This window comes from Dakarella massiliensis, assembly GCF_001182045.1.
GTDB classification, from domain to species: domain Bacteria; phylum Pseudomonadota; class Gammaproteobacteria; order Burkholderiales; family Burkholderiaceae_F; genus Mesosutterella; species Mesosutterella massiliensis.
Genome location: NZ_CVTY01000007.1, coordinates 806825 through 832165, shown reverse-complemented (window position 1 = coordinate 832165; position 25341 = coordinate 806825). Strand labels below are relative to the sequence as shown.

The following is a 25341-nucleotide window of genomic DNA, read 5'->3' as shown; positions in this document are numbered from 1 at the left end:
ATATGACCGAATTTAATGAAATCGCCGAGAAACTCGAGGCTAAGCTGGCCGCTGTCGCCGAAGACCGCAAGGCCTCTGACAAAGCCCGTGACGAGCAGCTCAAGGCTCTGTCCGACAAGCAGGTCGAGCTGGCGAAGTCCATGCTCGAAGTCGAGCAGAAGCTCGCTAAAGCGCCCGCTCAGGTCCAGAAGAAGGCCGCCACTCTTGGCTCGGTTTTGACCGACAGCAAGCTGTACGCCGACTTTGTTTCCGGCCGCACCCGCAGCGTTTCTGCTTCGCTCGCCGCCATCACGACCCCGGGCAACGGCGTTCCGGCCTACCGCGTCCCCGGCGTTGCCGGCTCGCCCGAGCAGACGTTTGATGTCGAGCGCGCGTTCTCCCACGTTCCGACCGCTTCCAACGCCATTGAGTATCTGAAGGTGTCCTCCGAGACTAACGCCGCCGCGGCAGTCGCCGAAGGCGCGGCTAAGCCCGAGTCCGCTTTCACGTTCTCCGTCGCCACGGCCCCGGTCCGCACGATCGCTCACTACGTCCGCGTTTCCCGCCAGCTCGCTGACGATGCCGCCGCCGTGACCGCGTACATCAACAACCGTCTCGCCTACGGCCTGAACGTCGCCGTTGAGAAGCAGCTGATCGCCGGTGATGGCACGGGCCAGAATCTGTCCGGCATTTTCACGACCGGCAATTTCACCGCCCACGGCCTTACCACGGCCAACTTCGCCAACGCGAGCGAGCTTGATGTGGTGCGCCGCGCCGCCACGCTTCTCCGCATGGCCAACTTCACACCGTCCGTTGTCTTCCTCAACCCGCTCGACTACGACGCTCTGATCGGCGAGAAGGACAAGCAGGGCCGGTATATGCTCGCCAATCCGACCGCCGAGAACACGCAGAACCTCTGGGGTCTTCGCCCGATCCTGTCCTCGCAGATCACCTCGGGCCAGTTCATCGCCGCCGATGCCGCCCAGGGCGCGACCATTTACGACCGCATGTCCACCGAGGTTGCGATGTTCGAGCAGGACGCCGACAACGTGACTTCCAACCTGATCACGATCCGCGCCGAGAAGCGTCTGGCGTTCGCTATCGAGAACACCGCCGCCTTCGTTGGCGGTGCGCTTGTTCTTTCCGCTTCTTAATTAGCGGCTGAGTCTGGAGGGAGGGCTGCGAGGCTCTCCCTCTTTTCTATATGGAGTTTCGTTATGAGTGAACCCATTCTTACGCTGTCGGAGACAAAGCTTTGGCTTCGAGTCGAGACCTCTGAAGAGGACTCACTCATCACGGCGCTTATCGCTGACGCTACCGAGCTCGTTGAAACCTATTTGAAGCGTCCCGTTATCGGAACGGCCGATGAAAACGCCGTCTGCAAGACGATTGACGATGTCCCGGTGAGCCTGAAAATAGCCGCGCTTTCCGTGATGGCCCTGAAATATGAGAAGAGGGATGCCACCGCGGACGATGTCTCCGATAGGCTTCTTACCAATGCCGGGCTCGACAAGTACATCGACTGGAGCGCCTGAGATGCCCTTGGCCATCGGAAACTTCAACCGCAGGGTAACGATCCAGTACCTCTCTTCCGAGGCAGACGACTGGGGTCAGCCTAAGAAAGAGTGGTTGGATCTTTGCACGGTCTGGGCATGGATTAAGGCGCCGACCGGCATGGGCACGATCACTTCCGAGTATCAGTCAGAGTCCGGCGACATTTCTCGCAGCCAGTACTCGATTCGCATCCGCTATCGCTCGGACGTGACAGCGAAGATGCGGGCCGTCTGCGAGGGAACGATCTACGACATCCGCTCTGTAATACAGGACATGGCGGGACATGAATACACCGACCTTGTTGTTGCCGTGGGAATGAACAATGGCTGATCGCTTCGACATGACGGCTGATTTTTCGGATGTCAATAAGCTGTTGGATGCCTGTTCTGATCCCGACATGAAGGTTCACTTGGCTCGCTCAATGGCTGTGGCTGGCGGAAAGATTATCAGCAAAGAGGCAAAAATACGCGCCCCAGTCTACGTTCCAGGCGTTGGAAGAAACGGGAATTGGCAGGGGATAAACAAGAAATCAGCTGCCAAGTCTGGTGCGCTGCGGGATGCGATTTATATCGCCTATAAGGATGAGGATTCTGATTCCAACCACATCCAGTATTCCGTCTCGTGGAACTCAACAAAAGCCCCGCACGGGCATCTGGTTGAATTTGGACATTGGCTTGTTAGCCACGGAAAGACAAAGAAAAAGATTAAGTATGTTCCCGCTTATCCGTTTCTTCGCCCGGCTTATGAAGCGTCAGCCGCAAGGGCTGTGAAGGCCATGATTGAGCGTGGACGGGAAAGGCTGCCGGAACTGTTGAATGAGGTTAAGAAATGACGATTGAGCAGGAAATTTATTCGCTCCTTTCGCCTCTTGTGAATAAGCGTGTTTATCCCGACACTTCGCCGGAGGTTTTTGATCTTCCTTTCATCGTTTATCAACAAGTGGGAGGAAACGCTGTTCAGTATGTGGACAACACGCTTCCTGACAAACGGCATTCACGCATTCAGATCAGCGTGTGGGCTGATACGAGGAATGAAGCGAACACTATCGCCCACAAGGTAGAAGAAATGCTTGTGGGTGCGGGCATTAATTGCGAGATATACGGCGGGTTGACGGCTGTTTACGATTCGGTCGTGAGAATTTACGGAACTCGCCAGGATTTTGGATTTTGGTTTTAGTTTCTCGCCGCGTTAAGCGGCTTTTTTCGTAGAGGAGAGCCGCATGGCTTCGAATTTTGCTAACGGAACTGTAGTTTCCATTTCTTCGGCTTTTGGCGATTCGATGGCGATTTCCGCCATCACGAACGCCTCTTCCGCTGTCGCCACCGTTGCTTCCACGGTCTTGATGGGCGATATCGTCCTGCTCTCGAGCGATTGGAGCGGAATTAATCAGCGTGCCGCCCGCGTTTCCGCTTTTGCGACAAACGCCGCCACGCTTGAGAATATCGACACTTCCGACACCACCGTTTACCCTGCAGGCGAAGGTACTGGATCTCTTGTTGCTGTTAAAACGTGGGTTCAGATCAATCAGATCACCGAAGTGAGCAAGAGCGGCGGCGATGCCAACTTCGAGCAGTGGCAGTTCCTTGAGGATCGCACGGGCATGCAGCGTCAGCGTCCGACATACCGCAGCGCGAAATCCATCGACCTGACGATGCACTTCGATCCGAAACTGGACTGGTACAGAACGCTGCTGAGCGCAAACGCTGCGGGCGATCTTCGCATTCTCCGCGTTGTTTCTCCGCAGGGCGATGTTGCGCTTTATCCGGGTTATGTGAGTTTCGATGGCGATCCGACGATTGCGATCAACACGAACGAAACGGTTGTGCTTTCTTTCGCTCTCGCCGCTCCGTACACCTTCTACTCTGCTTCCTAATTAATAAGGATGTGTGACAATGGCTTTCAAAATAACCGCCAATCCCAAGTTTGACGCAAACCTGACATTCACCGCCCAGGGGGCTGATCTCAAGTGCAAGGTTACTTTCAGGCACATGGGGAGAAAGGCCTTCGAGTCGCTCTTTGCAACAGTTTTCGATAATCGCAAAGACCCTGTTGGAGCGGAGGCGGACGCAGTTCTTGCTGTGGTTGATTCATGGGATATTGAATGTCCGCTCGACAATGAAAGCGTTGAAAAGCTCTGCGATGAGTATCCGGGATTTGGGATTGCGCTTCTTCAGGGTTATCAGAAAGCCTTCGTTACCCATCTCAAGGGAAACTGATCGAGGCGGTGCGTGAGTTCTATTCTGATTCAGGCATCGCCGCAAAAGATTTAGGACTTTCCGCAGCGTTTTTCGATGACGGGAGGCCTTTCGAATTATGGGAAGAGAACGCTCTTCCCTTTCGTGTTTTTGCCGACAACTCCACGCAATGGATCATGGGTTCTGGTGGAGCTGTCGGATTAAATTATCTTGTTATATTCCACGAGTTAGACCGCATGAATCTGAAGAAAGAGGAATACGACAGGGTTATGAACTCGATCCGAATTATTGAATCTGAGGCGTTGAACCAAATCTACGAACGGAGCAAGTGATGGCAGAAGAAACCGTAGGAACAGCCAGAGTAGACATAAAGGTCAACGTAGCGGAATTTCAGGCAGGCGTTGCCGCCGCCAAACGCTCCATGAAGGGTCTGCAGGGAGCGTCTAAAGAAGTCCGGGACGAGTACAACAAGCTGACATCTGCTGAGCGCAAGCGCGTTGACAGCCTTGTCAAGCAGGCAGAAGCTTTCGGTCTTTCGAAGGATGCCATGCTTGGGTACAGGATCGAAACCCGCACTACGGGCAAGGTTCAGGAATACCTCAAGCAGCAGATTATTAGCGCGAATTCTGCGGCTAAGGCGGCTACGACAACGTTTTCTCAATACGGGAAGACGCAGAAGGAAATAGCCGCCGCCATGCGCGGTGTCCCGGCGCAGATCACTGATATTATCGTAGGCCTCCAGTCCGGGCAGCGCCCGCTCACTGTACTGATGCAGCAGGGCGGGCAGTTAAAAGACATGTTTGGCGGCGTTGTTCCTGCGGCTAAGGCTCTCGGGTCTACGCTTGTCGGAATTGTCAGCCCCGCAACAGTTGCCGCAGCCGCTCTCGGAGCGGTCGCTTACGCCGCTTATGCCGGAATAAATCGGGATGAACAGCTGAATTCAGCTATCACGATGACGGGCAATGCCGCCGGAGTGACCGTTAGTCAGCTGAACTCTATGGTTAATTCCATAGGCAACGCAACCGGTAGTTTCTCTTCGGCTCAGGATGCTGTCGTTCAGTTAGCCGGAAACTCGAAGATAGCGGGCGATGCTTTTGAGTTGGTCGCTTCCGCTGCCGTCAACATGAAGGATGTGACGGGGCAGTCCATCGAAAACACAATCGCTCAGTTCAATAAGCTTGCTGACGATCCCGTAAAGGCTTCTCAAGCTCTCGATGCTCAGTATCACTATCTGAACGCTTCCACCTTCGAGCGCATCAAAGCGTTAGAAGATCAGGGACGACAGGAAGAGGCTGCGGCTCTCGCTCAAAAATCTTACGCTCAGGCGATGAAGGAGCGGGCTGAGGAAGTCAAGGCAAACCTGAACGCTCTGGGGAGAGCCTGGGCGTGGGTTGGAGAAGAAGCGTCCAAAGCTTGGCGGGCGATGTCGAGCATCACCCAGGCTTCAACCACCGAAGATCTTCTCAAAAAATATCAGGAGCGTTTGGCTGATTTAGGCCCCGCTCAGACTGAAGCCAAAAAATGGTTGGAAGACCAGATCTCTAAGCTTCAGAAGCAGATTGGCTCTGAGCGCGAAGTAACCGCCGAAAAACAGAAGCAGAAGGCTGCTGATGATGCGGCTAAGGCGTTTATCGCCGACTCTGGCAAATATTTGTCGGATAGAGAGAAGAAAGACCGGGAGCATCTTAAGAATCTTGCTTCGATCAACGCCCAGTATAAGGCTGCTAATGGTCTTATTTCCGAGTCCGACTACAAGAGCCGCATAGCAAAAGAGAACTCCCGCTACCAGGCGAGCATCTCTAAAGGCGGTCGAAAGGCATCGTCTCGCAAGAGTGTTTCTTTAACGCCCTACATAACTCGCGCCGATGTGTCCGAAATTCAGGATGCGCTGCGGGTTGAAAGAAGCTCGATACAGGCGCAGACAACCGCTCTTGATGCCGCTTATAGAAGCGGCTCGATGACTGCGGCTGATTATTTCAGCCAGAAGCGTGATCTTGTCAATCAGGATACCGAAGCGCAGATCAAGGCTCTTGAGAAGCAGAACGCCGTCCTGTCAAAGGAAAAGGCGAACGGGCGGGACAGGATCAATCTGCAAAAGCAGATCGCGAGCAACACTTCGAAGATGCAGGAAGTGCGCTCGTCCGCAGCTGCGAAGCTCTCGAAAATCGATGCTGATGAAACAGCCGCTATCAGGAAGCGTCAGGCCGCCCTGCTCTCGTATCAGAACACGCTGAAAGACGCGCTCAACACGACCAGAACTCAGTATTCGAGGGAAGAAGCATCCGCGTGGATGGGAGCGAGTGCGCTTTCCTACGCCTCTGGGCTAAACGGGATTGACGACAAGGTCAGTTCTGAGCGCAGGAAGCTTCAGAGCGATCGCGACCAGCAAACGGCTCTGGGGGCGTGGAATAAAGACGATCAGGAAGCTTATGATCAGCGGCTCGCAGCTCTTCAGGGTTATCAGAAAAAGGCCGTTGAGGCATGGGACAACCATTGGAAGACGCTGCGGGAAGGCGAAGAAAATTGGGTGAATGGCGCAAATGCCGCCCTTGACGATTACATCGAATCCAATCGCAAAGTAGCCGACCAGACCAAAGAAGCTTTCAGCAATGCGTTTTCTAGTATGGAAGATTCCTTGGTTGATTTCTGTGTTACAGGCAAAGGCGGGTTCAGCGATTTCGCCACGAGCGTGATCAAAGACATCGTGCGGATTCAGATCCGTGCGGCGATGTCCGGGCTGTTCAAGCAGGTGCAGGGATCCGGGCTGTTTGGGTCGATCGCTTCGGGAATCAGCTCGCTCTTCGCTAGTGCAAACGGAAATGTCTTTCACTCTGCGGGGCTTCACGCTTACGCTAATCAAGTTGTGAACAAGCCTACGTTCTTCCCATTCGCTAAGGGCGTAGGCCTTATGGGCGAGGCAGGCCCAGAAGCCATCATGCCTCTCTCGCGCACCTCTAATGGAAGACTAGGGGTGGTGGCTCAGAGCGCAGGTGCGGGCACGGTAAACGTTGTAGTTAACGTCTCTTCGGATGGAAGCGGCAGTCCAAAGACTTCCACTTCTAAAGGGCAGGACGCTTCGATGGGCAATGCCTTAGGCCGTCTTGTCGGAACTGCCGTGCAGAGCGAAATGATGAATCAGATGCGCCCAGGTGGAATCCTGTGGAAGTGGAGAGCAGGGAGGGTTTAAATGGAGACTTTTACTTTCAAGCCCACGTTGGAATCCTCCACGGGCAGCGTGAAGCCTCGCACTCTCTCTGCTCAGTATGGAGATGGGTACAGACAGGTGGTAGGAGATGGGCTGAACAACCTGCCTCAAACGTGGAGCCTCCAATTCTCGGGCAATGAAGAGGAAATCAAGGAAGTGAAGGACTTCCTCGATGCCCGGGAAGGATTCGATCCATTCTATTGGAAGCCTCCATTTTCTGATTCCAATCTCATTTGGACTGTCGCCGACTACACATTGACTCCTAAGGGTGGTCGGATTTGGAATCTGAGCGTTGAATTCACGCAGTTCTTTGGAGCGTAAATGACGATTAATGCGGACATTCAGAAGCTTTCCCCAGGCAAATTAATCGATCTGTATGAACTGAGGTTGGATGATGTTGGCGGGGAAAGGCTGCGTTTCCACGCTTATACAGAATCAGGCTCGATTTGGTGGCAGGGAGAGGAATATACGCCTTGGGCAATGCAAGTCACAGGATTCGAGCGCACAAGTGAGAGCCAACAACCTCAGCCATCACTCACGATCAGCAACGTGGGCGAGGACGCTAATGGAAATAAGATTCCGGGCATTATTTCGGCCCTTTGCGTGATTTATGACGACCTGGTGGGCGTGAAGCTCGTCCGCCACAGGACGCTCGCCAAATACCTTGACGCTAAAAACTTCACCGAAGGCAATTCCTCCGCCGATCCAGACGAGCATCTTCCTGACGAGGTCTGGATTGTCGAGCAGAAGGCGAATGAGACCAAAACGGAAATCGAGTTCACCCTTTCCACAGCCCTTGACTTCGCTAACAGGCAGCTTCCTTCGAGGCAGATTATCGCCAACCTGTGCTGCTGGAAGTTGAAGGGTGGATACCGCGGGACATATTGCGGATACACCGGATCTGCGTACTTTGACGCTGATGGAAACTCCGTGACGGACGCCGCTAAGGACGTTTGCCCAGGCCGCTTGAGTGACTGCAAGAAGCGTTTTGCCGCTCAGCAGGGTGTTTCCGAAGACGCGGCTGTCATCAACTTCGGCGGCTTCCCGGCCGCCAACACGAAGACCTATTAACCATGAAGACTTCCACGGAAGCGGCGATCAGGCTGCACGCTGAGCAGGCCTACCCTAACGAGTGCTGCGGGCTTGTGGTTGCTGTGGGGCGTAAGGAAAAGTACTTTCCGTGCCGCAATCTGGGCGACCTTGATCATTTTGTCCTCGACCCCAAGGACTATGCGGCGGCGGAAGACAAAGGGAAGATCATTGCAGTGGTTCACAGCCATCCGGATGTCAATCCTGAGCCCTCCGAAGCCGATCTTGTGGGAATTGAATCCTCAGGGCTTCCGTGGCTGATCTGCTTCGTGTCAAAAGAGGGCGCGGGAACGATCACTATGACGAAGCCCTCGGGCTACAAGGCTCCGCTCGTTGGACGGATGTTCTACCACGGAACGCTTGACTGCTACGGCCTTGTCAAGGATTTCTACCAGAGGGAATTAGGCATTGAACTGCCGGACTTCCTGCGCAAGGACGAATGGTGGAATAAAGGGCAGGACTTGTACATGGAGAATTTCCGTGACGCGGGATTTTCCGCCCTCCGGGATGACGAACACCTCGACTACGGTGATCTCATTCTCATGCAGATTCGGGCCCCGGTAGTCAACCATGCCGGCATCTTTCTGGGCGAGCATGGGCTCAAGGAAGATCCAACGCTCTACCCGGTTCACAACTGCATGCTTCACCATATGTACGGGCATTTGAGCGAGAGAGTGATTTACGGCGGCTACTGGGCGGAACACACGCGCTTAATCATCAGGTATAGAAATGAGTGAAAAGCTTCGCACAATCAGGCTCTATGGAAGTCTTGGACGGAAATTTGGACGAGTTCACAGGCTCGCCGTTTCATCTGTTCAAGAAGCCATTCGGGCCCTGCGTGTTGTCTGCCCGGGGTTCGAGCAGGAACTGATGACCTCGAAGGATCGCGGCATTGGGTATGGGATCTGGGTAGGCAAGGAAAACTTAAAAGACACAAAGCAGTTCCGCTACCCCGTGGGAAATGACGACATCCGCATAGCCCCGGTACTCATGGGTGCAAAACGTGGTGGATTACTGCAAATATTCGTAGGCATCGTCATTGTCATCGCTGCTGTGTGGACTGGTGGGGCGGCTGCGGGCGCAGCAGGTGCCGCAGGTGGTGCGGCAGGAGGCGGCGCTGCGGCAGGCGGTGCGGCAGGAGCCGGAAGCTTTTTAGGAGTTTCTGGTGGATACGCTGTTGCGGCGCAAATGGGGGCTGCGCTTGCTATGGGTGGATTGGTTCAATTCTTATCCCCTGTTGCGAAGGTTAGTGGAAGCGGTTCAAGCAGCGAAAACGGAGCGTCCTACAACTTCAGCGGGGCTGTTAATACACAAGCTCAGGGTGGCCCAGTGCCACTCTTGTACGGCGAAATGACGGTAGGAAGTGCAGTTATTTCCGCAGGGATTTACGCAGAGGATCAGGCATGAAAGTCAAAGGTGGTTGGCGAGTGATTCAAGGCGCGAAGAAGGGCGGAAGCGGATCTTCCGGTGGGGAAGAAGATCGCGACTCGCTGCACTCCACTTCGTACGCCCGCATTGTCGATCTGCTATCTGAGGGTGAGATTGTCGGGCCTGTGGATGGCCTGAAATCCGTCTATTTTGATGAGACTCCGGTTCTGTCTTCTGATGGGACGGCGAATTTCTCGGGCTATGACATCCAGTTCCGCTCTGGGACGCAGGATCAGGATCCCGTTTCCGGATTCCCCGCGTCCGAATCGACCACCTCTGTTGGTGTTGAATTCAAGGCCTCCACTCCGTGGACTCACACGTTCACGAACACGGAACTTGACGCTGCCCGTATTACTCTGGCGGTCTCCGGACTCCAGAAGGTCAACCAGAAGAACGGGAACATCAATGGATATCGTGTAGATTACACGATTGAGCTGTCCTCCAATGGAGGGACGTATTCCACGGTCGTTTCTTCGGCGTTTGATGGTAAAACGACCTCGGCCTACGCCCGTTCGCACCGGATTGATCTGCCTTCCGGCGGGGCTCCCTGGACGATCAGAGTGCGCCGCTCGACCGCGGACAGCAGCACAAACTACATCAGCGACACGACCCTCGTTCAGGCCTATACCGAGATCGTTGACGCAAAACTGCGTTATCCCATGAGCGCGCTCGCCGCGATCAAGATAGACGCCAGCCAGTTTTCGTCCATCCCTACGCGCGCCTACCACTTGAAAGGCCGCATCATCCGCGTTCCTTCAAACTATGACGCCGATAAACGCACTTATACCGGGACGTGGGATGGAACGTTTAAAACTGCCTACAGCAACAACCCAGCTTGGGTGTTTTACGACATCCTGACGAACGACCGCTATGGACTGGGGGATGTTCTGGACGCAGGCTACATTGACAAGTGGTCGTTGTACGAGATTGGGCAGTACTGTGACGAAAGCGTTCCTACCGGCGTAGGAAGCAACACGGAGCCTCGCTTCACCTGCAACTGCTACCTTCAATCGGCGGCGGACGCCACAGCGGTTTTGAGTGACCTCGCTACCGCATTCCGCGGGATCGTCTACTGGGGCAATGGAAGTGCCATTCCTGTGGCAGATATGCCCAGGGATCCTTCGTACACCTACACCGCAGCGAACGTCATTGACGGCAAATTCCAGTATCAGGGCAGCGCACGCTCGACCCGTTATACCGTCTGCTACGTTAGTTATAACGACCCTGATGACATGTACAACACCAAGGTCGAAGCGGTCGAGGACGCTGACGGGATTGCACGCTACGGAATTGTAGCGACCTCGATCACCGCTTTTGCCTGCTCTTCCCGTTCTCAGGCGCACAGATTAGGCCTGTGGACGCTGCTTACATCTCAGCGTGAGACGCGCAGCGTCACCTTCAGCGTTGGATTGAACGGGGCTATTGCGACCCCGGGGCAGATCATCAGGATCGCTGATCCTGCGATTGCAGGCAAGCGCATTGGAGGGCGGCTGCACGCTGTCAATTCCACCACGCAGGTGGTGGTGGATAAGAATGACGGCATCAGCGTGGGCGATACGCTCATTTGCACGCTCCCCTCGGGAACGACTGAATCGAGCATTGTTTCTGCGGTTGATGGAACAACGATAACCGTAAAAACAGCATTTTCCACGGCTCCCGAAGCGGAATCTGTTTGGGCGGTGGTTAATTCCGATCTTCAGACGCAGACCTTCAGGGTTGTAAGCGTGACCGAAGGCGATGGTTGCACATTCGATATTGCGGCTATTCAAAATGAACAGTCGAAATACGCAGCTGTCGATTACGGTTCGCCACTCTCGGATGTGCTGATTACATCCATCCCGGAAAGCTCTGTTCCCGCCCCTTCCAACCTTGCGATTACATCGAATGAAACTGTCAATCAGGGCATTTCGTCCACAACAGTAACCCTCTCGTGGTCGAAGCCCGAAGTTGCTAGTGGTGTCGGGTATTACATCCTTGAATGGAAGAGGGATAACTCTGACTGGATAACAGTTCCGCAGGTGGCTTCCTGCTCGTACGACATCACGAACGCCTACAGCGGGACCTACCAGTTCAGAATCCGGGCTACCAACACCATTGGGATTAAATCCCCTTGGAAAGCTTCGGGTGCGGTCGCCATTGACGGACTGCTAGCGGCCCCCGCCTCTCCGGCGAGCCTTGCGGCTTCGCCCGAGATTTTCGGGATCACGCTTAACTGGGGATTCCCGAGCGGACTGAATATCCTCTCTTACACGGAGATCTGGTACAGCGCAACGAACGACCGCACTGCGGCAACACCGCTCACCATGCTGTCGTATCCGCAGGCGAAATACACGCTTACGGGTCTGAAATCAGGGCAGACGTTCTATTTCTGGGCTCGGCTTGTTGATAAAAATGGACTGGCGGGAGATTATTACCCGGCATCAGCCACGGACGGGGTGGAAGGAACAAGCTCCACTGACGCCGCAGGCATTCTCGGCTATCTGACAAACAAAATCACTTCCACGCAGTTGGGAGGCGATCTGATGTCAGAAATTGGAACAGCTTCAAGCACAGCCACCGAGGCTAAGAACGCGGCAGACAATGCGCAATCAATCGTCAGCAGCATTGAATCCCAGATATCCCGCGCTCCGGATGCCGAAGGCGATCTGGCTGATGTCCTTAACGAATGGAGCAGCCGGGCTTCGATAACTCAGCTCCAAAAAACAAGCTCGAGCAATGAAGAAGCCCTGGCTGAACTAGATACAAAGCTTTCAGCCAAGATCAGCCAGAACTCGGCGGACATTGAAACAAACGCCACCGCGATCGCCAAGGCTGACGGAACGCTGTCCTCTGCCTATACGGTCAAGACCGGCATCACGGCCGGCGGCAAGTACTACGCCGCAGGCTTTGCTGTCGGTGTGGATAACTCGTCCGGAAGCGTGCAGTCGCAGTTCCTCGTGAACGCCGACACTTTCGCCATCCTGAACAGCACGGCAAGCGGCGGAACCGTGACCTCTCCGTTCACTGTTTCCGGCGGGCAGGTCTATATGGATTCCGCCCTTATCCAAGACGCTTCGATATCGAATGCGAAAATCGCAGATGCTTCGATATCAAATGCCAAAATTCAGGACGGGGCGATTACTTCGGTAAAAATCGGTGACGCCGCAATTACGAACGCGAAGATTCAGGACGCTTCGGTTACGAACCTGAAAATAGGTTCAAACGCCGTGGACTTCTACAAGATTCTGGATGGAGCTGTCACGGGAACTGCCGGGGCGAGCGGGGAAAGCATCTCTTATACGGCCGTTTCAGGCAGCAGGATGATCATCATTTTCTCCTGCTATCTGATGGGAATCACATCCAGTGATGAGTCATCTTCAGCCTACTTTGCCGGGGGATCGGCGGAGCTTTATCGGAATGGAACGTATCTCACGACCTACTGCACCGGTGGGTGGACTGGCGGAACCGGAGTGGATCACACATTGACGTTTGCCTATTTCGACTCCCCGGGCTCAGCGGGAACATATACGTATTCCGTATCTGTTTCTCCCTACAACCTGTCGAGAGTGCAGACCGAATCCATCGCCGTAATAGAGATGAAGAGATGAAAAGATGAACTACGCAATTATCGATAAAGCGACAGGACAGCTCCTTAAGACCTTCTGGGGCGATCCGGCACAGCTGCAGGCGAATATCTCCGAAGGCGCCGAAGCCATGGAAGGCAATCCTCAGGGTGACTGGTGGGATGGAGAGGGGTGGCAGAAAAAGCCCGCTCAGCCCTCGAAGTATCACACGTTTAATTGGACAAAGCATGCGTGGGAAGACACCAGATCCGATGCACAAAAGGCCGCCGATGAGGCGGCTGAACTTTCTGCGGCTAAGGCGTCCAAAGTCAGGGAACTGACGAAAGCTATGAGCGCGGCACTGGACGAGTTTAAATCCGGCTACCCGGAGGATGAGCAGTCCACTTGGCAGCAGCAGGCAGACGAATGCAAAGCATGGTTTGCCTCATCCTCTCCATCCGCCGACCTTGTTCCGTGGTGCGCAGCCTGCGCTTCAGCCAGAGGCATTGAGCTGAACGACTTCATGGACAAGGTCAAGGCGCACGTGGACGCCTACAGAAAGGCATCAGCCGAGGCCGTGGGGAAGCGGAAGAAGCTCGTGGAAGAAGTTCAGGCGGCAGAAACGATTGAAGCGGTTACCGCAATTTTTTGGAGTTAAACAAACATGGCTTGGTATAAGGCGGGAACTTGTTCCGTTACGAATGGGTCAACCACGGTAACCGGGACTGGGACGGCATGGGTCGACAACGTCCGAATCGGGAGCGATGGCTTTGTAGGCCCGGACGGACTGCTCTATGAAATTTCAAAAGTTGTTTCAGCCACGGAGATCACTCTGGCGGCGGCCTATAAAGGAACAACAGCGTCATCTGGCGGTTACGCAATTGCCCCGCTTCAAGGCTACACGAAAGAGCTTGCCGACAAAGCGGCCGCTCTGATTGATCAGTTTTCGGACGCCGCAACGCAAGCCAATGCGAGTGCATCGGCGGCGGAAGGCTCCGCAACGCAAGCCAAGGTGAGTGCATCAGCGGCGGAAGGCTTCGCAACGCAAGCCAATGCGAGTGCAGAGAAAGCCGCATCAATAGCCACCGAATCCTATACCACAGTCGAAGTTTTCAACTCATTCATGACCTCGATTTACGAGGCATGCGATGAATTCATCAAAGGAGTGTAACTATGACGGTAACTTTTACAGACCTCAAAGCAAAGGTCAAAGAAGCGCTTACTGCGTGCAAGTCAACGATTGAGGCGGAGCTCGATAACTATGCTCTCTCTTCAGCACTTGCGGAGTACGCGAAGAAAGCGGCAACGCTCGCGGGCTACGGCATCACGGACGCCTACACCAAGTCTGAGGTTGATAGCAAAGTAGCCGCCGCGGGCTCTGGCTCGTCGGTGGACCTCTCTAACTACTACACCAAGTCTGAAGCGGACGCAGCGATTACTACAGCGATTTCCGCGATCACTGACGGCGATGCGGCGGGGTATTAAACCATGACGAAAGTTCTGACAGATCCGAAGTATTACACAGCGATTGCGAACGCTATCCGAGCGAAGAACGGAAGCACGGCGATCTATAAGCCCTCAGGCATGGCGGCAGCGATCTCGGCGATCCAGGTGGGGGGCGGGAGTGCCGCCATGTATCCAAAGGTCAGGATCAAACCGACGGAAAACCAGGTGATCCGGGCGACCCCCAAAATTAGGTCGGGCATAAACAGCTCCATGCGTTCTAATGATATAGCTAGTGATGGATATGTTGATTTCGATTGGCATTTGCCGCACGGCACCCCTATTCAATTTGAGGTAGCCGTTTCCGCCACCGACAACAGCAAGTATGTCTGTGGGAATCTCATCGTGAATGGAGAGAATATCGGCTCAACAACAGCGACCCTGGATATTGATAAAGACCTCACCATTGAGGCGGAAGACGCTCGGCTGATAAGTAGCTTTATGCCTGAAAGCTATGCGGTTCTGTATTCGAGGAATGCAAGCGACCATGTGCTGCGGGTAGTCTCTCCGTCACTCTCCGGAGGCGAAGAAGCCGGTACGGCTGTAGTCGAAGGAACTACCTCGCTGCTGTGCAACGTTACAGATAATGCATTTAATGCAATCAACGGGCTGAAGTTGTTCGCAAGTGGTGGCGGTCAGATTCAGGAAATTCCTATTACCCTGCAAAAAGGTACCCCTGTTTCTGCAGACGTATCTGGAGGAGAGCCGATGGCTATCCTTGCGGCCTCAAGAAAGGAAGCAATGGCCATTATGGCCAGCCTCGGTTAATTGATCATGTCCGCAAAGAAATCACAGCGCAGATGAAGGGGACTTGCGCCAATGAAAATGTTCCGTTTCGTGGATATCTATCGCTTTGTGTCTGTGGCGGACGCCACTGAGGACGCCAATGGGTGTCGCCATTCCGAGAGAACTGGGCAATTTGTGAGCGGGAGTGGGAAGAGAGATTCCCCAATTACCCGGCCTAAAGTGGAAACGAACTCAGAATCTGTAGAAGAAGATAAAAATTTAAAAATTGAGAAGGCATCGATTCCAGCTGAACCCATAACCAACGAGCAAATAAAAAACAGCGCGAGGATTGCCAATCAGGATCTTGGATTGGGTAAGGATCCAGGTAAAGTGTTACAGAAATATTGTCAATCAATGAGAGGAATCTTGCCTGCGAAATTACCGGAGGTTGGCGAACAGAACGTAAAACTAGGAGTGAGTTTGTACAACGAACTTAGAGGCGTAATACGGTTGGCTTCTAGAAGAGGGAAAGAAGCGGCAGTTAGCGAATGTAGGGATTACATTCTTGTGATTGGGTTATTGCCGAAAATTTTCAAAAAGGGGGATTTTTCGGGATGGCAAAAAAACTTCCATAAGGAGAAAGGAAAAGATGTTTTAGAGAAAACCGCATTTTGCTATGCGAATTATGAATTGCCGATCAGGGGCGAAAAACCCTTGCATATTATGGTGGATATAAAAGCCACGCATAACGGAGGATTAAGTGTTTACTCTTTGATTACTTCAAAACAAAAGAACTGGGAAACAAAAAAGGAAATGATTAAGAGTAAAGGGGAAAGTTTTGAAAATATAAGAAAGCTAATACCGACAAAAGATGAGAGTAATTTGAAGTGGACTTATGAAATAGTCGGTATCCGGATCGTATAAAAGAAATGGGGGGTAATCCTTACGAGTTCCTGCCGTGGATTCACAGGAATTATCGTGGTGTTTATCCCCCCAGAGCAGGATGGTTTGTACCATAACGTTACACCACGCCGTAGTGGGAGCCTAACCCTGTTCCTTGTCTTCAAGTTTATCTCTTTATCCGAAAACGTTCAATACTTTCTGCTAGGCGCTATGCTAGATCTGATCCCCGACTTCTCTTCCCGTGTACTTTTAGCAGTTGGCGGGATTCTGGGAGCCTTGTGCTCCTTTCTTTTTGGCCCGATCGATGACGCGATTGAATGGCTGTTTGTTTTTATCGTAGCCGACTATTTGAGCGGTACTTATGCCGCGATGAAGACCGGGCAGTGGAATTCCCGTACGGGGTTCCTTGGCATCACCAAAAAGATCGTCATGCTGAGCCTCGTGGCGCTTTGCCATGGGCTGGATATCACTTCGGTTATACCCTTCGTCAGTGTTAGGGATGCGGCGGTCTTTGCTTTCTGCCTGAACGACTTTGGCAGTATCTTGGAAAACATTGAGCGCATGGGGTATGGATCAATCATCCCGGCACCGGTCCGCAAGATGCTGAAAGCGATGGAAGAGCGGTCAGAGGCGATGGCGTCAGATGTGGTGAGCGGGGGAGAGATTCACCGGCAGCACAGAGACAAATAGAAGGATAGGGGCCCCTCCCCATCAAACGAAAACCCTCGAGAGGAACGAACTCCCGAGGGCTTTTTTTATCCCACTTTACACACAGGAACTTCTGCACAACGCCAGTATAGCTGAAATTCAAAAACTAAAGCAAGAGGTTGGTGTGCTTATGGATATGCAGAAAGAGCAGGAAATTGAAAGGCGTGTGCGGGCCGAATTTGAAGAGAAACAAAAGGAAAGAAGAGAGTTCTTGCTCGGGATTGTCAGGGCGTTTATTGCCCCAGTCGTGACAGCAGTTCTTGTCCTTTGGCTGACAAAATAAGGAGAGATCATGGCTGAAAAGAAAGAATTTTCGGTGTGGGACCCGGCGATTGCGGTTCCCTTCATTAAGTCGAACGAGGGGTGCCGGCTGGCTTCCTACCGGGATCCTGCGGGGGTATGGACTGTGGGTTATGGCTCTACACGCCTGGCATCTGGGAACCCTGTCATCAGGAACATAAAGATTACTCAAGAGGAGGCAGACGAGCTTCTGGAGTCTGAGCTTTACCGTCTTCGTGATGTGCTGTCCCGATCTGTCAGGGTCGCGGTAACGCAAGGGCAGTTCATCGCTTTGTTGGATTTTGCATACAACTGTGGCGCTGGGGCACTCCGCAGATCTACTCTCCTCAAACTTTTTAATGCCGGCAAGGTAATTAATGCGGGGTATGAATTCAAGCGTTGGGCGCGAGCGGGAGGGAGGGAGCTTCCGGGGTTGGTAAGGAGACGAGAGGCAGAGAAGGAGCTCTTCCTCAGTTAAAAGAAATCCCCGGAAGAGTTGCAGCTCTTTCGGGGACTGAGCAATGTGTACATATGAGGTCTGTACGTGAGAGATGATACCAAAGAAAGAATAGATAAGCTAGAGGCTTTTATGGATGAACAGAAGTTGAAACAGGCTCAGCAAGCGGCTATCAGCGAATACAAAAAGGAGCGTTTTCACTTCTGGAAAGAACTCGTGCTGGTCGCCTGCGCCGTTATTGGGGGTGTGCTGGGCGTCATCGGTTTTATCCGATCTCTGTAAAAATCCCCGGCAAGAGCGGCAACTCTTCCGGGGATGGAACGAATCATAACAGAGACTTAAGAAACGTTACACATAGATGGACCACATCTACATGAAAAATTATATCAAGCGCAATGAAAATTTGGGGCAGCGTATGAGAGATATGGAACTTAAAGAGGCATTTTTCAGAGGCGTAGCCACTGGGGTTAAGTATTCAGCTCTTGCGTTTGCTGGTGCTACAGGGCTTGTCTATACGATTGTTCAAATCGTGCTTGCTTTGAAATAACCGAAAACAGAAACCCCCGGCAAAAGCCGGGGGATGACGAGAAGCGAGGACGTAGGGCAAAAAGGAGAAAGTTCTCGTCCCAGCCATTATAGCTATATTAATGGCCCAGGTTTGCCTGATGATATAAAAAAGCCCCGGGAAAGCGTGTGCTCTTCCGGGGAGGCCAATCGACTGATTTGATAAAACCACGGTAAGGAAATAAACCTCACGCGAAGCATTATAGCAAGGTTGCAGAGGGCAGGGGCTCCCTTTTGGGTAGCTCTTCAAGAAGCTGATTGAGTTTTTATAGAGGCAAGTATGGGGAAAAGGGGGCTAGTCATTACCGGCGTCATCATTGGCGCTTTGATAGCGTCTGCGTTCTGGGGGTACTCCAGGGGGAGATCCTCGACGGCGGAGAAGTATGAAGCTCAGATCAGCGAGCTTAAATCTGATTGGCAGAAGCAGACCAGGGCGGTAGAAAAGGAGGCGCAGGAACGCTATGAGAAACAATCAAGACAATTGGCTGATGCGCTTGCCGCGCGAGACAAGGCTTTATCTGACGCTCGCGCTGTGCGGGTTACTGCTGTCCGGGTGCGCGACGCCGCAGACACCAGAGCCAAGAGTGATCTGCAAATCGCCCGAGATACCGGAGACCGTACTCAAGAGCGCCTCGCCCGATGCGAAAGCCTACTCGGAGAAGGCGCAGAACTGGCTGGGGAGGGTGCAGAGCTTCTTACAAGAGTAGCCGCGGATAAGGATGCTGTTTCTCATCAGTAGCAAAGAGCTCGGAGCAACGCCCCGGGCTTTTGAGGTTATGAGGCCGAAAGGACAAGGTGAGCAATATACCCAGAACGGGAATCCCCGGACTCCTTGGCGAGGTTGTCCAGCCGCCTCAGAACGCGTTTCGGGAGGGTGATGTTCACTCTCTCGGCCTTGTCTGAGATTTTGGACATATCAATGTCAACCGAGCCGAAGACCCAGCCCTTGTAATCAGGATTCTTCACGACATCATCCATGGCAGATGGAGCTGGAATTTCAAGACCTTCATCAGCCATGGCGTCCATCCACGACTCGGCAGCCTCTTTAGCATCCTTGAACGCGTCCTCTAGGGTTTCTCCAGAGGGGTAGCATCCGGGAAGGTCGGGAAAGATTACACCATAAACGCCGTTTCCTGTTTCGATCGCGCACGGGTAACGCATTTACTGCCTCCGTTGTTCTTGTGCGAGAAAACGGACGAGGGAAGACCCCTCGCCCGACCAACTGGCTTAAAATTTTATGCCTGACTTCTTGGATATGTCTTTCAGTTGCCCGATTGGCACATCCTTGCGCGGGTGAGTGATCGTCACGATGAACTGAAAACCGGCTTTTTTTGAAATTGTGATGATCACCTTTCACGCTCTGGAGCCTCCAGCCATCCGCTTTAATCCTGCTGATTACCGTGGAGCTATCCATGGTTTACCCCTTGTTAATCAACAAGATCTATTATACACATCAAATACACATTGTAAAGGATGTAGCCTGAGCGGCTAATCCGTTATCTCAGCAGGGGTACAAAGATAAGTATTAGCGGGAATAAAAAAGGCGCCCCTGAGTTTCCTCAAGGGGCGCGCGCGGTTCTCTTGCATCTTGGCCTCTTATTAGGCCGTGCCAGTCTTACAAGGGGAGAGCTGGTGCCCACATGCGAACCACAGAGACCTTCACAAGACCATATACATTATATATGTTGGAGAAGGGGCAAGCCCCCTCTCCTTGAGCTTTGCTTACTTCATATTAAGTTTGGCTTCGATAGCGTGGATCCTTGCCATCAGAGAGTCAATCTTTGACGTAGCGGCTTCCAGCTTTGAGTTGGAAGAAGCCAATTTTGCTGACAGATCCCGGTTTTCAGCTTTGAGAGTGCTTACCTGCTGAGTAAGTTCCGCTTTGTTCACCCGCACGCTGTCGCCTCCAAAGCGATAATGCACGCCGAGATTCCCCATCACATCACTGCCAGAGGAGATTGATCCTCCCAGGCTGACCATAAAGTTCTCCGTCGGGCGGGCGAAAATACCGAGAGCGACCGCTCCGTGGCTGTGGTATTGACCAAGGCCAAGAGAGGCGGATACCAGATGATTTTCATCGAAGTCAAGCGGATGCAGTGCGGCAAGAGCAGCCGCATGCGCGCCAGCACGATAGATCTTGCGATTAAGTTCCGCGCTGCGGTTATACAGTTTGGAAATATCATCAGAGTTGTGCTGAACCGCCTGATTTGTCTGATACAACTGGCTGCCATTCACAGCATCAGTAGACGCCGCGGAAATCGTCCCGGGGGCAACATTCTTTATCTTTTGGTTCTGGGCATTGATCCCATCAGCCGTCAGATAATGATTGGCATTCGTGATCGCGGTTTTGGCATCAGCAGACAGTCCCACGGAGTAGATGGTTGCCCCGGTATTGGTTGAGGCATTTTCCTTCCGTGTTGTGATATCGATATAGCCCTGGCTGGTAGATTCCACCTTCGTAACGGAATTCTTCAGCTGCGAGAGGTTAACCGCATCAGTGTCGTTTTCGCCAGCAGCTATATTCTTGATGGTTTGCCCGCCATTATCTAGTCCATTGGATTTAAGGCTTACCGTTGTGCTGTCCTTGACGATGGTTACGCCACCAGCAGAGATAGTCGTCTTTGCGGCGTCAGCCCCAAACTCCGCGCTTTCCATGCCGGTGAGGTTCTTATTCAGCCCAATCGTGTAATTGTGGGAATCAGCCGGCTGTTCCGTCACTGTCATGTTCGGATCGGTTGTGTTGACATTGGTGGTTGCCGCGGATGCCGCTTTCTTAAGCTGTGCCACATTGACAGCATCGGTGTCGTTCAAGCCCGCCGCCACCCCCGTAATCTGCCGAGTTATACCATTATCAACCTCACCGACTGAGACGGCTGCTGCTGTTGATTTCCAAGCAACTGAAGTTTCTGTAGATGCCGCGCCGGTCGAAAGGTCGTAGCCAGCAACACCAGCTTCAGTGTTGGCGACACTGAAGGAGCCTAAAGCAACACCGTTATTAACGGGTGCTTCAGCTCTGTACCCAAGCGCTGTAGAGGTTTGGGCACTGGCTCTAGCAGATGCCCCTAATGCAGTAGACCACCCTCCCGTGGCAGAAGCCTTTTTGCCAATAGCAATATCGTAAGTCTTCTCTGCTGAAGCGTTAGAACCCACGGCAACAGTCCAATCTCCCTTGGCGGTGGACTCCGTCCCTACAGCAACTGCGTTTTCACCAGAAACAGTGAGCTTATTGCCTATGGCAACTCCCCATTGTCCGCCATTGTCGTCAGGACCGATAACGGTATTTCCGTGCCCCAAGGAAACTCCCAGAGAATCAACTACGGACGAAGTACCTACAGCGATACTTCCACCATTAGCGGTATTGTTCAATCCAACAGCTACGTTTTGGTCTGAACCGCTATCTCCCCACTTTGTATAAGTCCATTGCGTTCCGTTTTGAACGGCTGTATAGCCAACAAGATTACCAACGCCGATAACGGTGTTTTGATTGCCCACGACCTTGGTCAGCTTATTATCATAATTTGCGTAATCTGTGCCAAAGACAGCGTTGTGTGTGCCGTCAACCTCTAAGCGTTGGCCAACGACAATGCTGTTATTGGCACCGTTTTTTATTCCAGTCAGAGAGTTCATATTGCCGATAACGGTACTGTTGTTACCGGAATTTTTTGAGGCGATACCCAGAACAATACTATCAGTGCCAGTGGCGCCATCATTATCATAGTTAGAATCTGCTCCAGTGTTTGAGCTCTTTACAGAGTAGTAATGGGCACCAGCAGATGTAGAGAGAGTATCCAACGCAGAAGTGACGGCAAACAATTGGCTGCCATTGATGGCGTCAGTTGAAGCGGCACTAATACGCCCCGCGGCAACGTTTGTAATTGTGCGTTCTTTGCCTGCAGAACCAACGCTAACTGTACTAGTCGGAGAAGTGCCAGCGAAATTGTACGAAGTGCCTCTAATGGTTATATTGGTGGTTGTCTCCACTTGTGCTGCAGTAGAGCCGCTACCAAGTGCGACATCACCCTCCTGGAAGATATCGGCATCTTGGCCAATTACAACGACATTGCTCTTTGTAACTTCTTTGTTCTCGGTTGAAGAGCCTATGATGACTGATTTGCTTGCTCCTGTGAGCTTATGATTGTCACCAGCAACGATATTGCTTTCACCGTCTGTAACAGTGTTGGAAGAGCCAATAACAGTCACATGCTGAACGTTGGTCGCCGTGTTCTTGTAGCCATTCAGCGCGTTGTAATGGCTTACGGAGCTGGACGAGCCTTTGAGCGTATTGTTAACGCCGATCAGCTGAGAGGCCTGGGTGTAATCGGCAATGTTGCCGCCGCCGATAGCAAGAGTTGAGCCGCCTTCGTCATTGTGAATTGCGGTGCGCAAGTTCCCTGCAAGCTCATTAACAGAGGCAGAGGCCGTTTGAGTGCTAGAACTAACGGAGGAGATCTTTACGACTGAATTGGTAATTTCGTTGCCTGCACCGAAAATCAAGGCGCCGTTTGCATTGTACGTTCGATTAGCGATACCTACAGTGCTATTTGCAATGCCGGAATAACTGGTACTCATAAAGGGTGCACGAACTGTGGCGGATTCGTTGGTATTCAATGTACCGACAATAGTGGACCCAAAATTTTGTGCCGCATAGGAAAGAGAGTTAAACCCCCCTGTGCCATTGTATCCACTGGTCGCAATGTTATAAGCGCCAAGAACTGTTGAAAGGGTACCTCCTGCATAGGCATTACTTCCCAATGATGTTGCACCAGGAGCGTACTGGAGAATGTCGCGATTCGAGTTAGAAACGGTTATATCCCCCATGGCTCCTACGTAGTCACGCTGGCCAATGCTGGTTCCTGTTGTAATCGCATAGGTATTAGCACCGATTGCAATTCCCCCAGTGTAATCTGCATGCTGTTTTCCAAAAGAAACGGCAGCAACGCGTCGTCCCAATTCGTTATAGGTATGAGCCCCTGCGCCAATAGCAATGGCACTATCATTTGGGGCAGAGCCATCAGAAATCGTTTTGGAATTAACCCCAATAGCTATTTGTTTTTTGGCGTAAGTATCGGTTGTGCTTCCTGAGCCTATAGCAATTCCTACACCGTTCCCAGGGGGGTTGGTAGCAGGGGCCGCCCAAGCCGGCGTCATGGCAAAAGACGAAGCAACAGCGATAGCTATAGTGGTTATCCTGAAGTGTGAAGACCTTGTGCATTTTTTCTGTGTGCGCATGTTTTTCTCCTAATAGTAAGGAAATGTATGGATATACGATAAATCATTTCTCCCCCCTCAAAATTCTGGGGTTTACCCCTAATTGTTGGGGAACATAGGGACTTATTACCACAAACTAAGCCACAAACAGGCAACAACATCCATTTAAAACCCTTTGGTAATAGGGGTATCCGAGTCCCACCACCGACCAAATCCAGGAAGGGAGGTAACGGAAGTTACCTCCCTTTTCCTTTATCAGCCTCCCGAAGGCACATAAAAAATCCGCGGTCGCCGGTGAGCGATGACGCGGATATTTTTTTGCGGGAAAGAGACCGCGGGGAGTCAGAACGTCACTTCTGTCTCATCTTCCTTCGTTTCTGAGGCTGCGGCAGCCCGTTCGGCCGCTCGTTCAGACGCCCGTTCGGACGCCTTCAGCATATCGAGGTCGCCCTCGTGCAGCAGCGCGATAAGAGCCTTCGCTTTCGCGGCGGCGCCTTTCCGGCCGTAGATCTTCGCGCAGTACGTGTCGAGGAGTTCCTCAAGCGTTGTCTCATCATCGTGCCCCGAGAACTGTTCATCGAGAGCGATGATGCGCCGGCCGTCAGACTGCAGTGCGAGATCGAGGTAATCAAAGCCGGACGGAAGAATCCGATCCGGAGTTTCCACCACGATCGTACGGATCTGGCGGTTCTTCAGAAGCTTCTGGAGACCGCGGCGGTTTTCGTTTGTTACGGTCGCGATTTCAGAAGCCTTATCGATGACGCTCCAGCCCATGCTGGCCGCATAGACTTCGAGCCGTCTCATCTGACGCTTCAGACGGTCCTTTTCGGCAGCCGAGGAGACGCGGGCGTAGAGCCCCACGCCGCCGGCTGCCGGCACATCATCCACAACGATGGTGCCGGACGGGAGCTGGCAGGCGGGAACCGGGAGTTTTCCGGTCTTCCACATTCTCCAGGCAGTCTGATAGCAAATGCCCCTTTGATGGGCCCAGGCGGATAGCTTCATGGATAGGGAGAGAAAAAATCTGAACAACTAATCAGTCAATGGCTGAAAGTATAGACTCAGACGCCTCCCGGCGTGAGAAAGATCCCCGGAATAATTGTGTTTTTGCATGACCGGCTGTTCCTATGCCATTATCATTAACCAATTACTGATTGAAAACGGCTTCTGCATAAGAACGCTGAACGCAGGGGCCGCACGAGGGATTTGATGCACATTCTGATTTCAAACGACGACGGCTACTCCGCCCGCGGCATCCAGGCGCTTGCGAAAGCAATGACGAAGTTTGGCCGCGTAACGGTCTGCGCGCCCGAACACAACCAGTCGGGAGCGAGCAACTCCCTCACGCTTCAGCTGCCGCTTCGGGTGACCGAGGTGGCGCGGGACGTCTATGCCGTGAGCGGCACGCCGTCTGACTGCGTGCACCTCGCCTTTACCGGGATTCTGAACGACCGTCCGGACCTCGTCGTGTCCGGTATCAACTCCGGCGCCAACATGGGTGACGACACGATGTATTCGGGCACTGTCGCCGCGGCGATCGAAGGCTACCAGTTCGGGGTTGACTCGATCGCGTTTTCGCAGATCGACCGCGGGTGGATGGAACTTGAGTCTGCCGCGGAGGTCGCTCAGACTGTGGTAGAACAGTTTCTGAATAAGAAGCAGTCCTCCGATCCCGTGCTTCTCAACGTCAATATTCCGAACATGCCTTACAGCGTGCTCTCCGGCATCAGCGTGACGAGGCTTGGCCGCCGCCACAGCGCGGATCATGCCGTACCGGAGCTCGACCCAAGGGGCGAGCAGGTGTACTGGCTTGGACGGGCCGGCAAGCCCCGTGACCAGGGACCGGGAACTGATTTCTACGCAACGCAGCACGGCTTTGTCTCCGTGTCGCCGCTGCAGATTGATTTAACGCATTACGGCCGTCTGTCGGCGACCTCATCCTGGTTTGATGAGGCGCTTCCGGGGAAAGGCCATCCGTAACAGACTTTAGGGGAGAGTTTC

At 53.0% G+C, this 25341-nt stretch carries 29 protein-coding genes; 26 read left to right on the top strand and 3 right to left on the bottom strand.

Annotated elements, in window-relative coordinates; translation table 11 throughout:
- Positions 1 to 2 precede the first annotated feature (2 nt).
- The 25 genes from BN1936_RS10135 to BN1936_RS11525 all read left to right on the top strand — a co-directional run bounded on the left by BN1936_RS10135 (position 3) and on the right by BN1936_RS11525 (position 18839).
- Complete coding sequence (locus BN1936_RS10135; protein WP_049687323.1) at positions 3 to 1133, top strand: phage major capsid protein; 1131 nt, start codon at positions 3 to 5, stop codon at positions 1131 to 1133.
- A gap of 63 nt (positions 1134 to 1196) precedes the next feature.
- Positions 1197 to 1514, top strand: a complete 318-nt coding sequence (locus tag BN1936_RS10130; protein ID WP_049687322.1) for a head-tail connector protein — start codon at positions 1197 to 1199, stop codon at positions 1512 to 1514.
- A 1-nt stretch (position 1515) separates the two neighbouring features.
- Positions 1516 to 1863 (top strand): phage head closure protein, encoded by a 348-nt coding sequence (locus tag BN1936_RS10125; protein ID WP_049687321.1) that lies wholly within the window; start codon positions 1516 to 1518, stop codon positions 1861 to 1863.
- Positions 1856 to 2365: an HK97 gp10 family phage protein gene (locus tag BN1936_RS10120; protein WP_082164574.1), complete on the top strand. Its 510-nt coding sequence runs from the start codon at positions 1856 to 1858 to the stop codon at positions 2363 to 2365. Before BN1936_RS10125 ends, BN1936_RS10120 begins: the two co-directional genes overlap by 8 nt.
- The gene (gene gp17, locus BN1936_RS10115) at positions 2362 to 2709 is read left to right on the top strand and encodes a tail completion protein gp17 (RefSeq protein WP_049687320.1); all 348 of its coding nucleotides are present in this window, start codon (positions 2362 to 2364) and stop codon (positions 2707 to 2709) included. Before BN1936_RS10120 ends, gp17 begins: the two co-directional genes overlap by 4 nt.
- Before the next feature lie 43 nt (positions 2710 to 2752).
- Positions 2753 to 3406, top strand: coding sequence for a phage tail protein (locus tag BN1936_RS10110; protein ID WP_049687319.1), 654 nt, complete (start codon positions 2753 to 2755; stop codon positions 3404 to 3406).
- Positions 3407 to 3425: 19 nt separating this feature from the next.
- Positions 3426 to 3749, top strand: a complete 324-nt coding sequence (locus tag BN1936_RS10105; protein ID WP_049687318.1) for a phage tail assembly chaperone — start codon at positions 3426 to 3428, stop codon at positions 3747 to 3749.
- A gap of 8 nt (positions 3750 to 3757) precedes the next feature.
- Positions 3758 to 4060 (top strand): DUF1799 domain-containing protein, encoded by a 303-nt coding sequence (locus BN1936_RS10100; protein ID WP_053101865.1) that lies wholly within the window; start codon positions 3758 to 3760, stop codon positions 4058 to 4060.
- Complete coding sequence (locus BN1936_RS10095) at positions 4060 to 6915, top strand: phage tail tape measure protein (RefSeq protein WP_049687317.1); 2856 nt, start codon at positions 4060 to 4062, stop codon at positions 6913 to 6915. Before BN1936_RS10100 ends, BN1936_RS10095 begins: the two co-directional genes overlap by 1 nt.
- Entirely contained in the window at positions 6916 to 7254 is a 339-nt protein-coding gene (locus tag BN1936_RS10090; RefSeq protein WP_049687316.1) for a phage tail protein, read from the top strand.
- Complete coding sequence (locus BN1936_RS10085) at positions 7255 to 8004, top strand: phage minor tail protein L (RefSeq protein ID WP_049687315.1); 750 nt, start codon at positions 7255 to 7257, stop codon at positions 8002 to 8004.
- A 2-nt stretch (positions 8005 to 8006) separates the two neighbouring features.
- Positions 8007 to 8759, top strand: a complete 753-nt coding sequence (locus BN1936_RS10080; protein ID WP_049687314.1) for a C40 family peptidase — start codon at positions 8007 to 8009, stop codon at positions 8757 to 8759.
- Positions 8752 to 9429, top strand: a complete 678-nt coding sequence (locus BN1936_RS10075; RefSeq protein ID WP_049687313.1) for a tail assembly protein — start codon at positions 8752 to 8754, stop codon at positions 9427 to 9429. The genes BN1936_RS10080 and BN1936_RS10075 overlap by 8 nt, the downstream gene beginning before the upstream one ends.
- Positions 9426 to 13037: a host specificity protein J gene (locus BN1936_RS10070; protein ID WP_082164572.1), complete on the top strand. Its 3612-nt coding sequence runs from the start codon at positions 9426 to 9428 to the stop codon at positions 13035 to 13037. The genes BN1936_RS10075 and BN1936_RS10070 overlap by 4 nt, the downstream gene beginning before the upstream one ends.
- Positions 13038 to 13041: 4 nt before the next feature.
- Positions 13042 to 13650 (top strand): hypothetical protein, encoded by a 609-nt coding sequence (locus BN1936_RS10065; RefSeq protein WP_049687312.1) that lies wholly within the window; start codon positions 13042 to 13044, stop codon positions 13648 to 13650.
- Between the two features lie 6 nt (positions 13651 to 13656).
- A complete protein-coding gene (locus BN1936_RS10060) occupies positions 13657 to 14163 on the top strand; it encodes a hypothetical protein (RefSeq protein ID WP_049687311.1) in 507 nt (168 codons plus the stop codon).
- 2 nt (positions 14164 to 14165) lie between these two features.
- The gene (locus tag BN1936_RS10055) at positions 14166 to 14477 is read left to right on the top strand and encodes a hypothetical protein (RefSeq protein WP_022443425.1); all 312 of its coding nucleotides are present in this window, start codon (positions 14166 to 14168) and stop codon (positions 14475 to 14477) included.
- A gap of 3 nt (positions 14478 to 14480) precedes the next feature.
- Positions 14481 to 15263 (top strand): hypothetical protein, encoded by a 783-nt coding sequence (locus BN1936_RS10050; protein WP_049687310.1) that lies wholly within the window; start codon positions 14481 to 14483, stop codon positions 15261 to 15263.
- Positions 15264 to 15314: 51 nt separating this feature from the next.
- Entirely contained in the window at positions 15315 to 16145 is an 831-nt protein-coding gene (locus BN1936_RS10045; RefSeq protein WP_049687309.1) for a hypothetical protein, read from the top strand.
- A gap of 189 nt (positions 16146 to 16334) precedes the next feature.
- Positions 16335 to 16814 (top strand): phage holin family protein, encoded by a 480-nt coding sequence (locus BN1936_RS10040; protein ID WP_148521247.1) that lies wholly within the window; start codon positions 16335 to 16337, stop codon positions 16812 to 16814.
- A gap of 148 nt (positions 16815 to 16962) precedes the next feature.
- Entirely contained in the window at positions 16963 to 17115 is a 153-nt protein-coding gene (locus BN1936_RS11530) for a hypothetical protein (protein WP_022443429.1), read from the top strand.
- Positions 17116 to 17124: 9 nt separating this feature from the next.
- On the top strand, positions 17125 to 17589 hold the full coding sequence (locus BN1936_RS10035) for a lysozyme (protein ID WP_022443430.1): 465 nt from the start codon (positions 17125 to 17127) through the stop codon (positions 17587 to 17589).
- Between the two features lie 111 nt (positions 17590 to 17700).
- Positions 17701 to 17850 carry a hypothetical protein gene (locus BN1936_RS10030; protein ID WP_157274792.1) on the top strand — a complete coding sequence of 50 codons (150 nt, stop codon included), beginning with the start codon at positions 17701 to 17703 and terminating at the stop codon, positions 17848 to 17850.
- 91 nt (positions 17851 to 17941) lie between these two features.
- Complete coding sequence (locus BN1936_RS10025) at positions 17942 to 18115, top strand: hypothetical protein (protein ID WP_022443431.1); 174 nt, start codon at positions 17942 to 17944, stop codon at positions 18113 to 18115.
- 478 nt (positions 18116 to 18593) lie between these two features.
- Positions 18594 to 18839, top strand: coding sequence for a hypothetical protein (locus BN1936_RS11525; RefSeq protein WP_148521245.1), 246 nt, complete (start codon positions 18594 to 18596; stop codon positions 18837 to 18839).
- A gap of 67 nt (positions 18840 to 18906) precedes the next feature.
- Here the strand turns inward: BN1936_RS11525 and BN1936_RS10015 are convergent, their stop codons facing one another.
- The 3 genes from BN1936_RS10015 to BN1936_RS10000 form a co-directional block, all read right to left on the bottom strand.
- Positions 18907 to 19293 (bottom strand): type II toxin-antitoxin system HicB family antitoxin, encoded by a 387-nt coding sequence (locus tag BN1936_RS10015; RefSeq protein ID WP_022442711.1) that lies wholly within the window; start codon positions 19291 to 19293, stop codon positions 18907 to 18909.
- A gap of 561 nt (positions 19294 to 19854) precedes the next feature.
- Positions 19855 to 23361, bottom strand: a complete 3507-nt coding sequence (locus BN1936_RS10010; RefSeq protein ID WP_082164571.1) for a YadA-like family protein — start codon at positions 23359 to 23361, stop codon at positions 19855 to 19857.
- 321 nt (positions 23362 to 23682) lie between these two features.
- Entirely contained in the window at positions 23683 to 24345 is a 663-nt protein-coding gene (locus tag BN1936_RS10000; RefSeq protein ID WP_082164570.1) for an IS607 family transposase, read from the bottom strand.
- Positions 24346 to 24549: 204 nt separating this feature from the next.
- On the opposite strand from BN1936_RS10000, the gene surE reads away from it, so the two are divergent.
- A complete protein-coding gene (gene surE / locus BN1936_RS09995) occupies positions 24550 to 25320 on the top strand; it encodes a 5'/3'-nucleotidase SurE (RefSeq protein ID WP_022442715.1) in 771 nt (256 codons plus the stop codon).
- The last annotated feature ends 21 nt before the right edge of the window (positions 25321 to 25341 follow it).

What these genes read in the sequence shown, in the direction of transcription:
- BN1936_RS10095 (WP_049687317.1), top strand. Translation starts at nt 4,060, where the DNA reads ATGGCAGAAGAAACCGTAGGAACAGCCAGAGTAGACATAAAGGTCAAC.
- BN1936_RS10080 (WP_049687314.1), top strand. Translation starts at nt 8,007, where the DNA reads ATGAAGACTTCCACGGAAGCGGCGATCAGGCTGCACGCTGAGCAGGCC.
- BN1936_RS10125 (WP_049687321.1), top strand. Translation starts at nt 1,516, where the DNA reads ATGCCCTTGGCCATCGGAAACTTCAACCGCAGGGTAACGATCCAGTAC.
- BN1936_RS10090 (WP_049687316.1), top strand. Translation starts at nt 6,916, where the DNA reads ATGGAGACTTTTACTTTCAAGCCCACGTTGGAATCCTCCACGGGCAGC.
- BN1936_RS10055 (WP_022443425.1), top strand. Translation starts at nt 14,166, where the DNA reads ATGACGGTAACTTTTACAGACCTCAAAGCAAAGGTCAAAGAAGCGCTT.
- BN1936_RS10135 (WP_049687323.1), top strand. Translation starts at nt 3, where the DNA reads ATGACCGAATTTAATGAAATCGCCGAGAAACTCGAGGCTAAGCTGGCC.
- surE (WP_022442715.1), top strand. Translation starts at nt 24,550, where the DNA reads ATGCACATTCTGATTTCAAACGACGACGGCTACTCCGCCCGCGGCATC.
- BN1936_RS10045 (WP_049687309.1), top strand. Translation starts at nt 15,315, where the DNA reads ATGAAAATGTTCCGTTTCGTGGATATCTATCGCTTTGTGTCTGTGGCG.
- BN1936_RS10065 (WP_049687312.1), top strand. Translation starts at nt 13,042, where the DNA reads ATGAACTACGCAATTATCGATAAAGCGACAGGACAGCTCCTTAAGACC.
- BN1936_RS10120 (WP_082164574.1), top strand. Translation starts at nt 1,856, where the DNA reads ATGGCTGATCGCTTCGACATGACGGCTGATTTTTCGGATGTCAATAAG.
- BN1936_RS10040 (WP_148521247.1), top strand. Translation starts at nt 16,335, where the DNA reads ATGCTAGATCTGATCCCCGACTTCTCTTCCCGTGTACTTTTAGCAGTT.
- BN1936_RS10030 (WP_157274792.1), top strand. Translation starts at nt 17,701, where the DNA reads ATGGATGAACAGAAGTTGAAACAGGCTCAGCAAGCGGCTATCAGCGAA.
- BN1936_RS10015 (WP_022442711.1), bottom strand. Translation starts at nt 19,293, where the DNA reads ATGCGTTACCCGTGCGCGATCGAAACAGGAAACGGCGTTTATGGTGTA.
- BN1936_RS10085 (WP_049687315.1), top strand. Translation starts at nt 7,255, where the DNA reads ATGACGATTAATGCGGACATTCAGAAGCTTTCCCCAGGCAAATTAATC.
- BN1936_RS10070 (WP_082164572.1), top strand. Translation starts at nt 9,426, where the DNA reads ATGAAAGTCAAAGGTGGTTGGCGAGTGATTCAAGGCGCGAAGAAGGGC.
- BN1936_RS10010 (WP_082164571.1), bottom strand. Translation starts at nt 23,361, where the DNA reads ATGCGCACACAGAAAAAATGCACAAGGTCTTCACACTTCAGGATAACC.
- BN1936_RS10060 (WP_049687311.1), top strand. Translation starts at nt 13,657, where the DNA reads ATGGCTTGGTATAAGGCGGGAACTTGTTCCGTTACGAATGGGTCAACC.
- gp17 (WP_049687320.1), top strand. Translation starts at nt 2,362, where the DNA reads ATGACGATTGAGCAGGAAATTTATTCGCTCCTTTCGCCTCTTGTGAAT.
- BN1936_RS10050 (WP_049687310.1), top strand. Translation starts at nt 14,481, where the DNA reads ATGACGAAAGTTCTGACAGATCCGAAGTATTACACAGCGATTGCGAAC.
- BN1936_RS10130 (WP_049687322.1), top strand. Translation starts at nt 1,197, where the DNA reads ATGAGTGAACCCATTCTTACGCTGTCGGAGACAAAGCTTTGGCTTCGA.
- BN1936_RS10110 (WP_049687319.1), top strand. Translation starts at nt 2,753, where the DNA reads ATGGCTTCGAATTTTGCTAACGGAACTGTAGTTTCCATTTCTTCGGCT.
- BN1936_RS10105 (WP_049687318.1), top strand. Translation starts at nt 3,426, where the DNA reads ATGGCTTTCAAAATAACCGCCAATCCCAAGTTTGACGCAAACCTGACA.
- BN1936_RS11525 (WP_148521245.1), top strand. Translation starts at nt 18,594, where the DNA reads ATGAGAAACAATCAAGACAATTGGCTGATGCGCTTGCCGCGCGAGACA.
- BN1936_RS10035 (WP_022443430.1), top strand. Translation starts at nt 17,125, where the DNA reads ATGGCTGAAAAGAAAGAATTTTCGGTGTGGGACCCGGCGATTGCGGTT.
- BN1936_RS10075 (WP_049687313.1), top strand. Translation starts at nt 8,752, where the DNA reads ATGAGTGAAAAGCTTCGCACAATCAGGCTCTATGGAAGTCTTGGACGG.
- BN1936_RS10000 (WP_082164570.1), bottom strand. Translation starts at nt 24,345, where the DNA reads ATGAAGCTATCCGCCTGGGCCCATCAAAGGGGCATTTGCTATCAGACT.
- BN1936_RS10025 (WP_022443431.1), top strand. Translation starts at nt 17,942, where the DNA reads ATGAAAAATTATATCAAGCGCAATGAAAATTTGGGGCAGCGTATGAGA.
- BN1936_RS11530 (WP_022443429.1), top strand. Translation starts at nt 16,963, where the DNA reads ATGGATATGCAGAAAGAGCAGGAAATTGAAAGGCGTGTGCGGGCCGAA.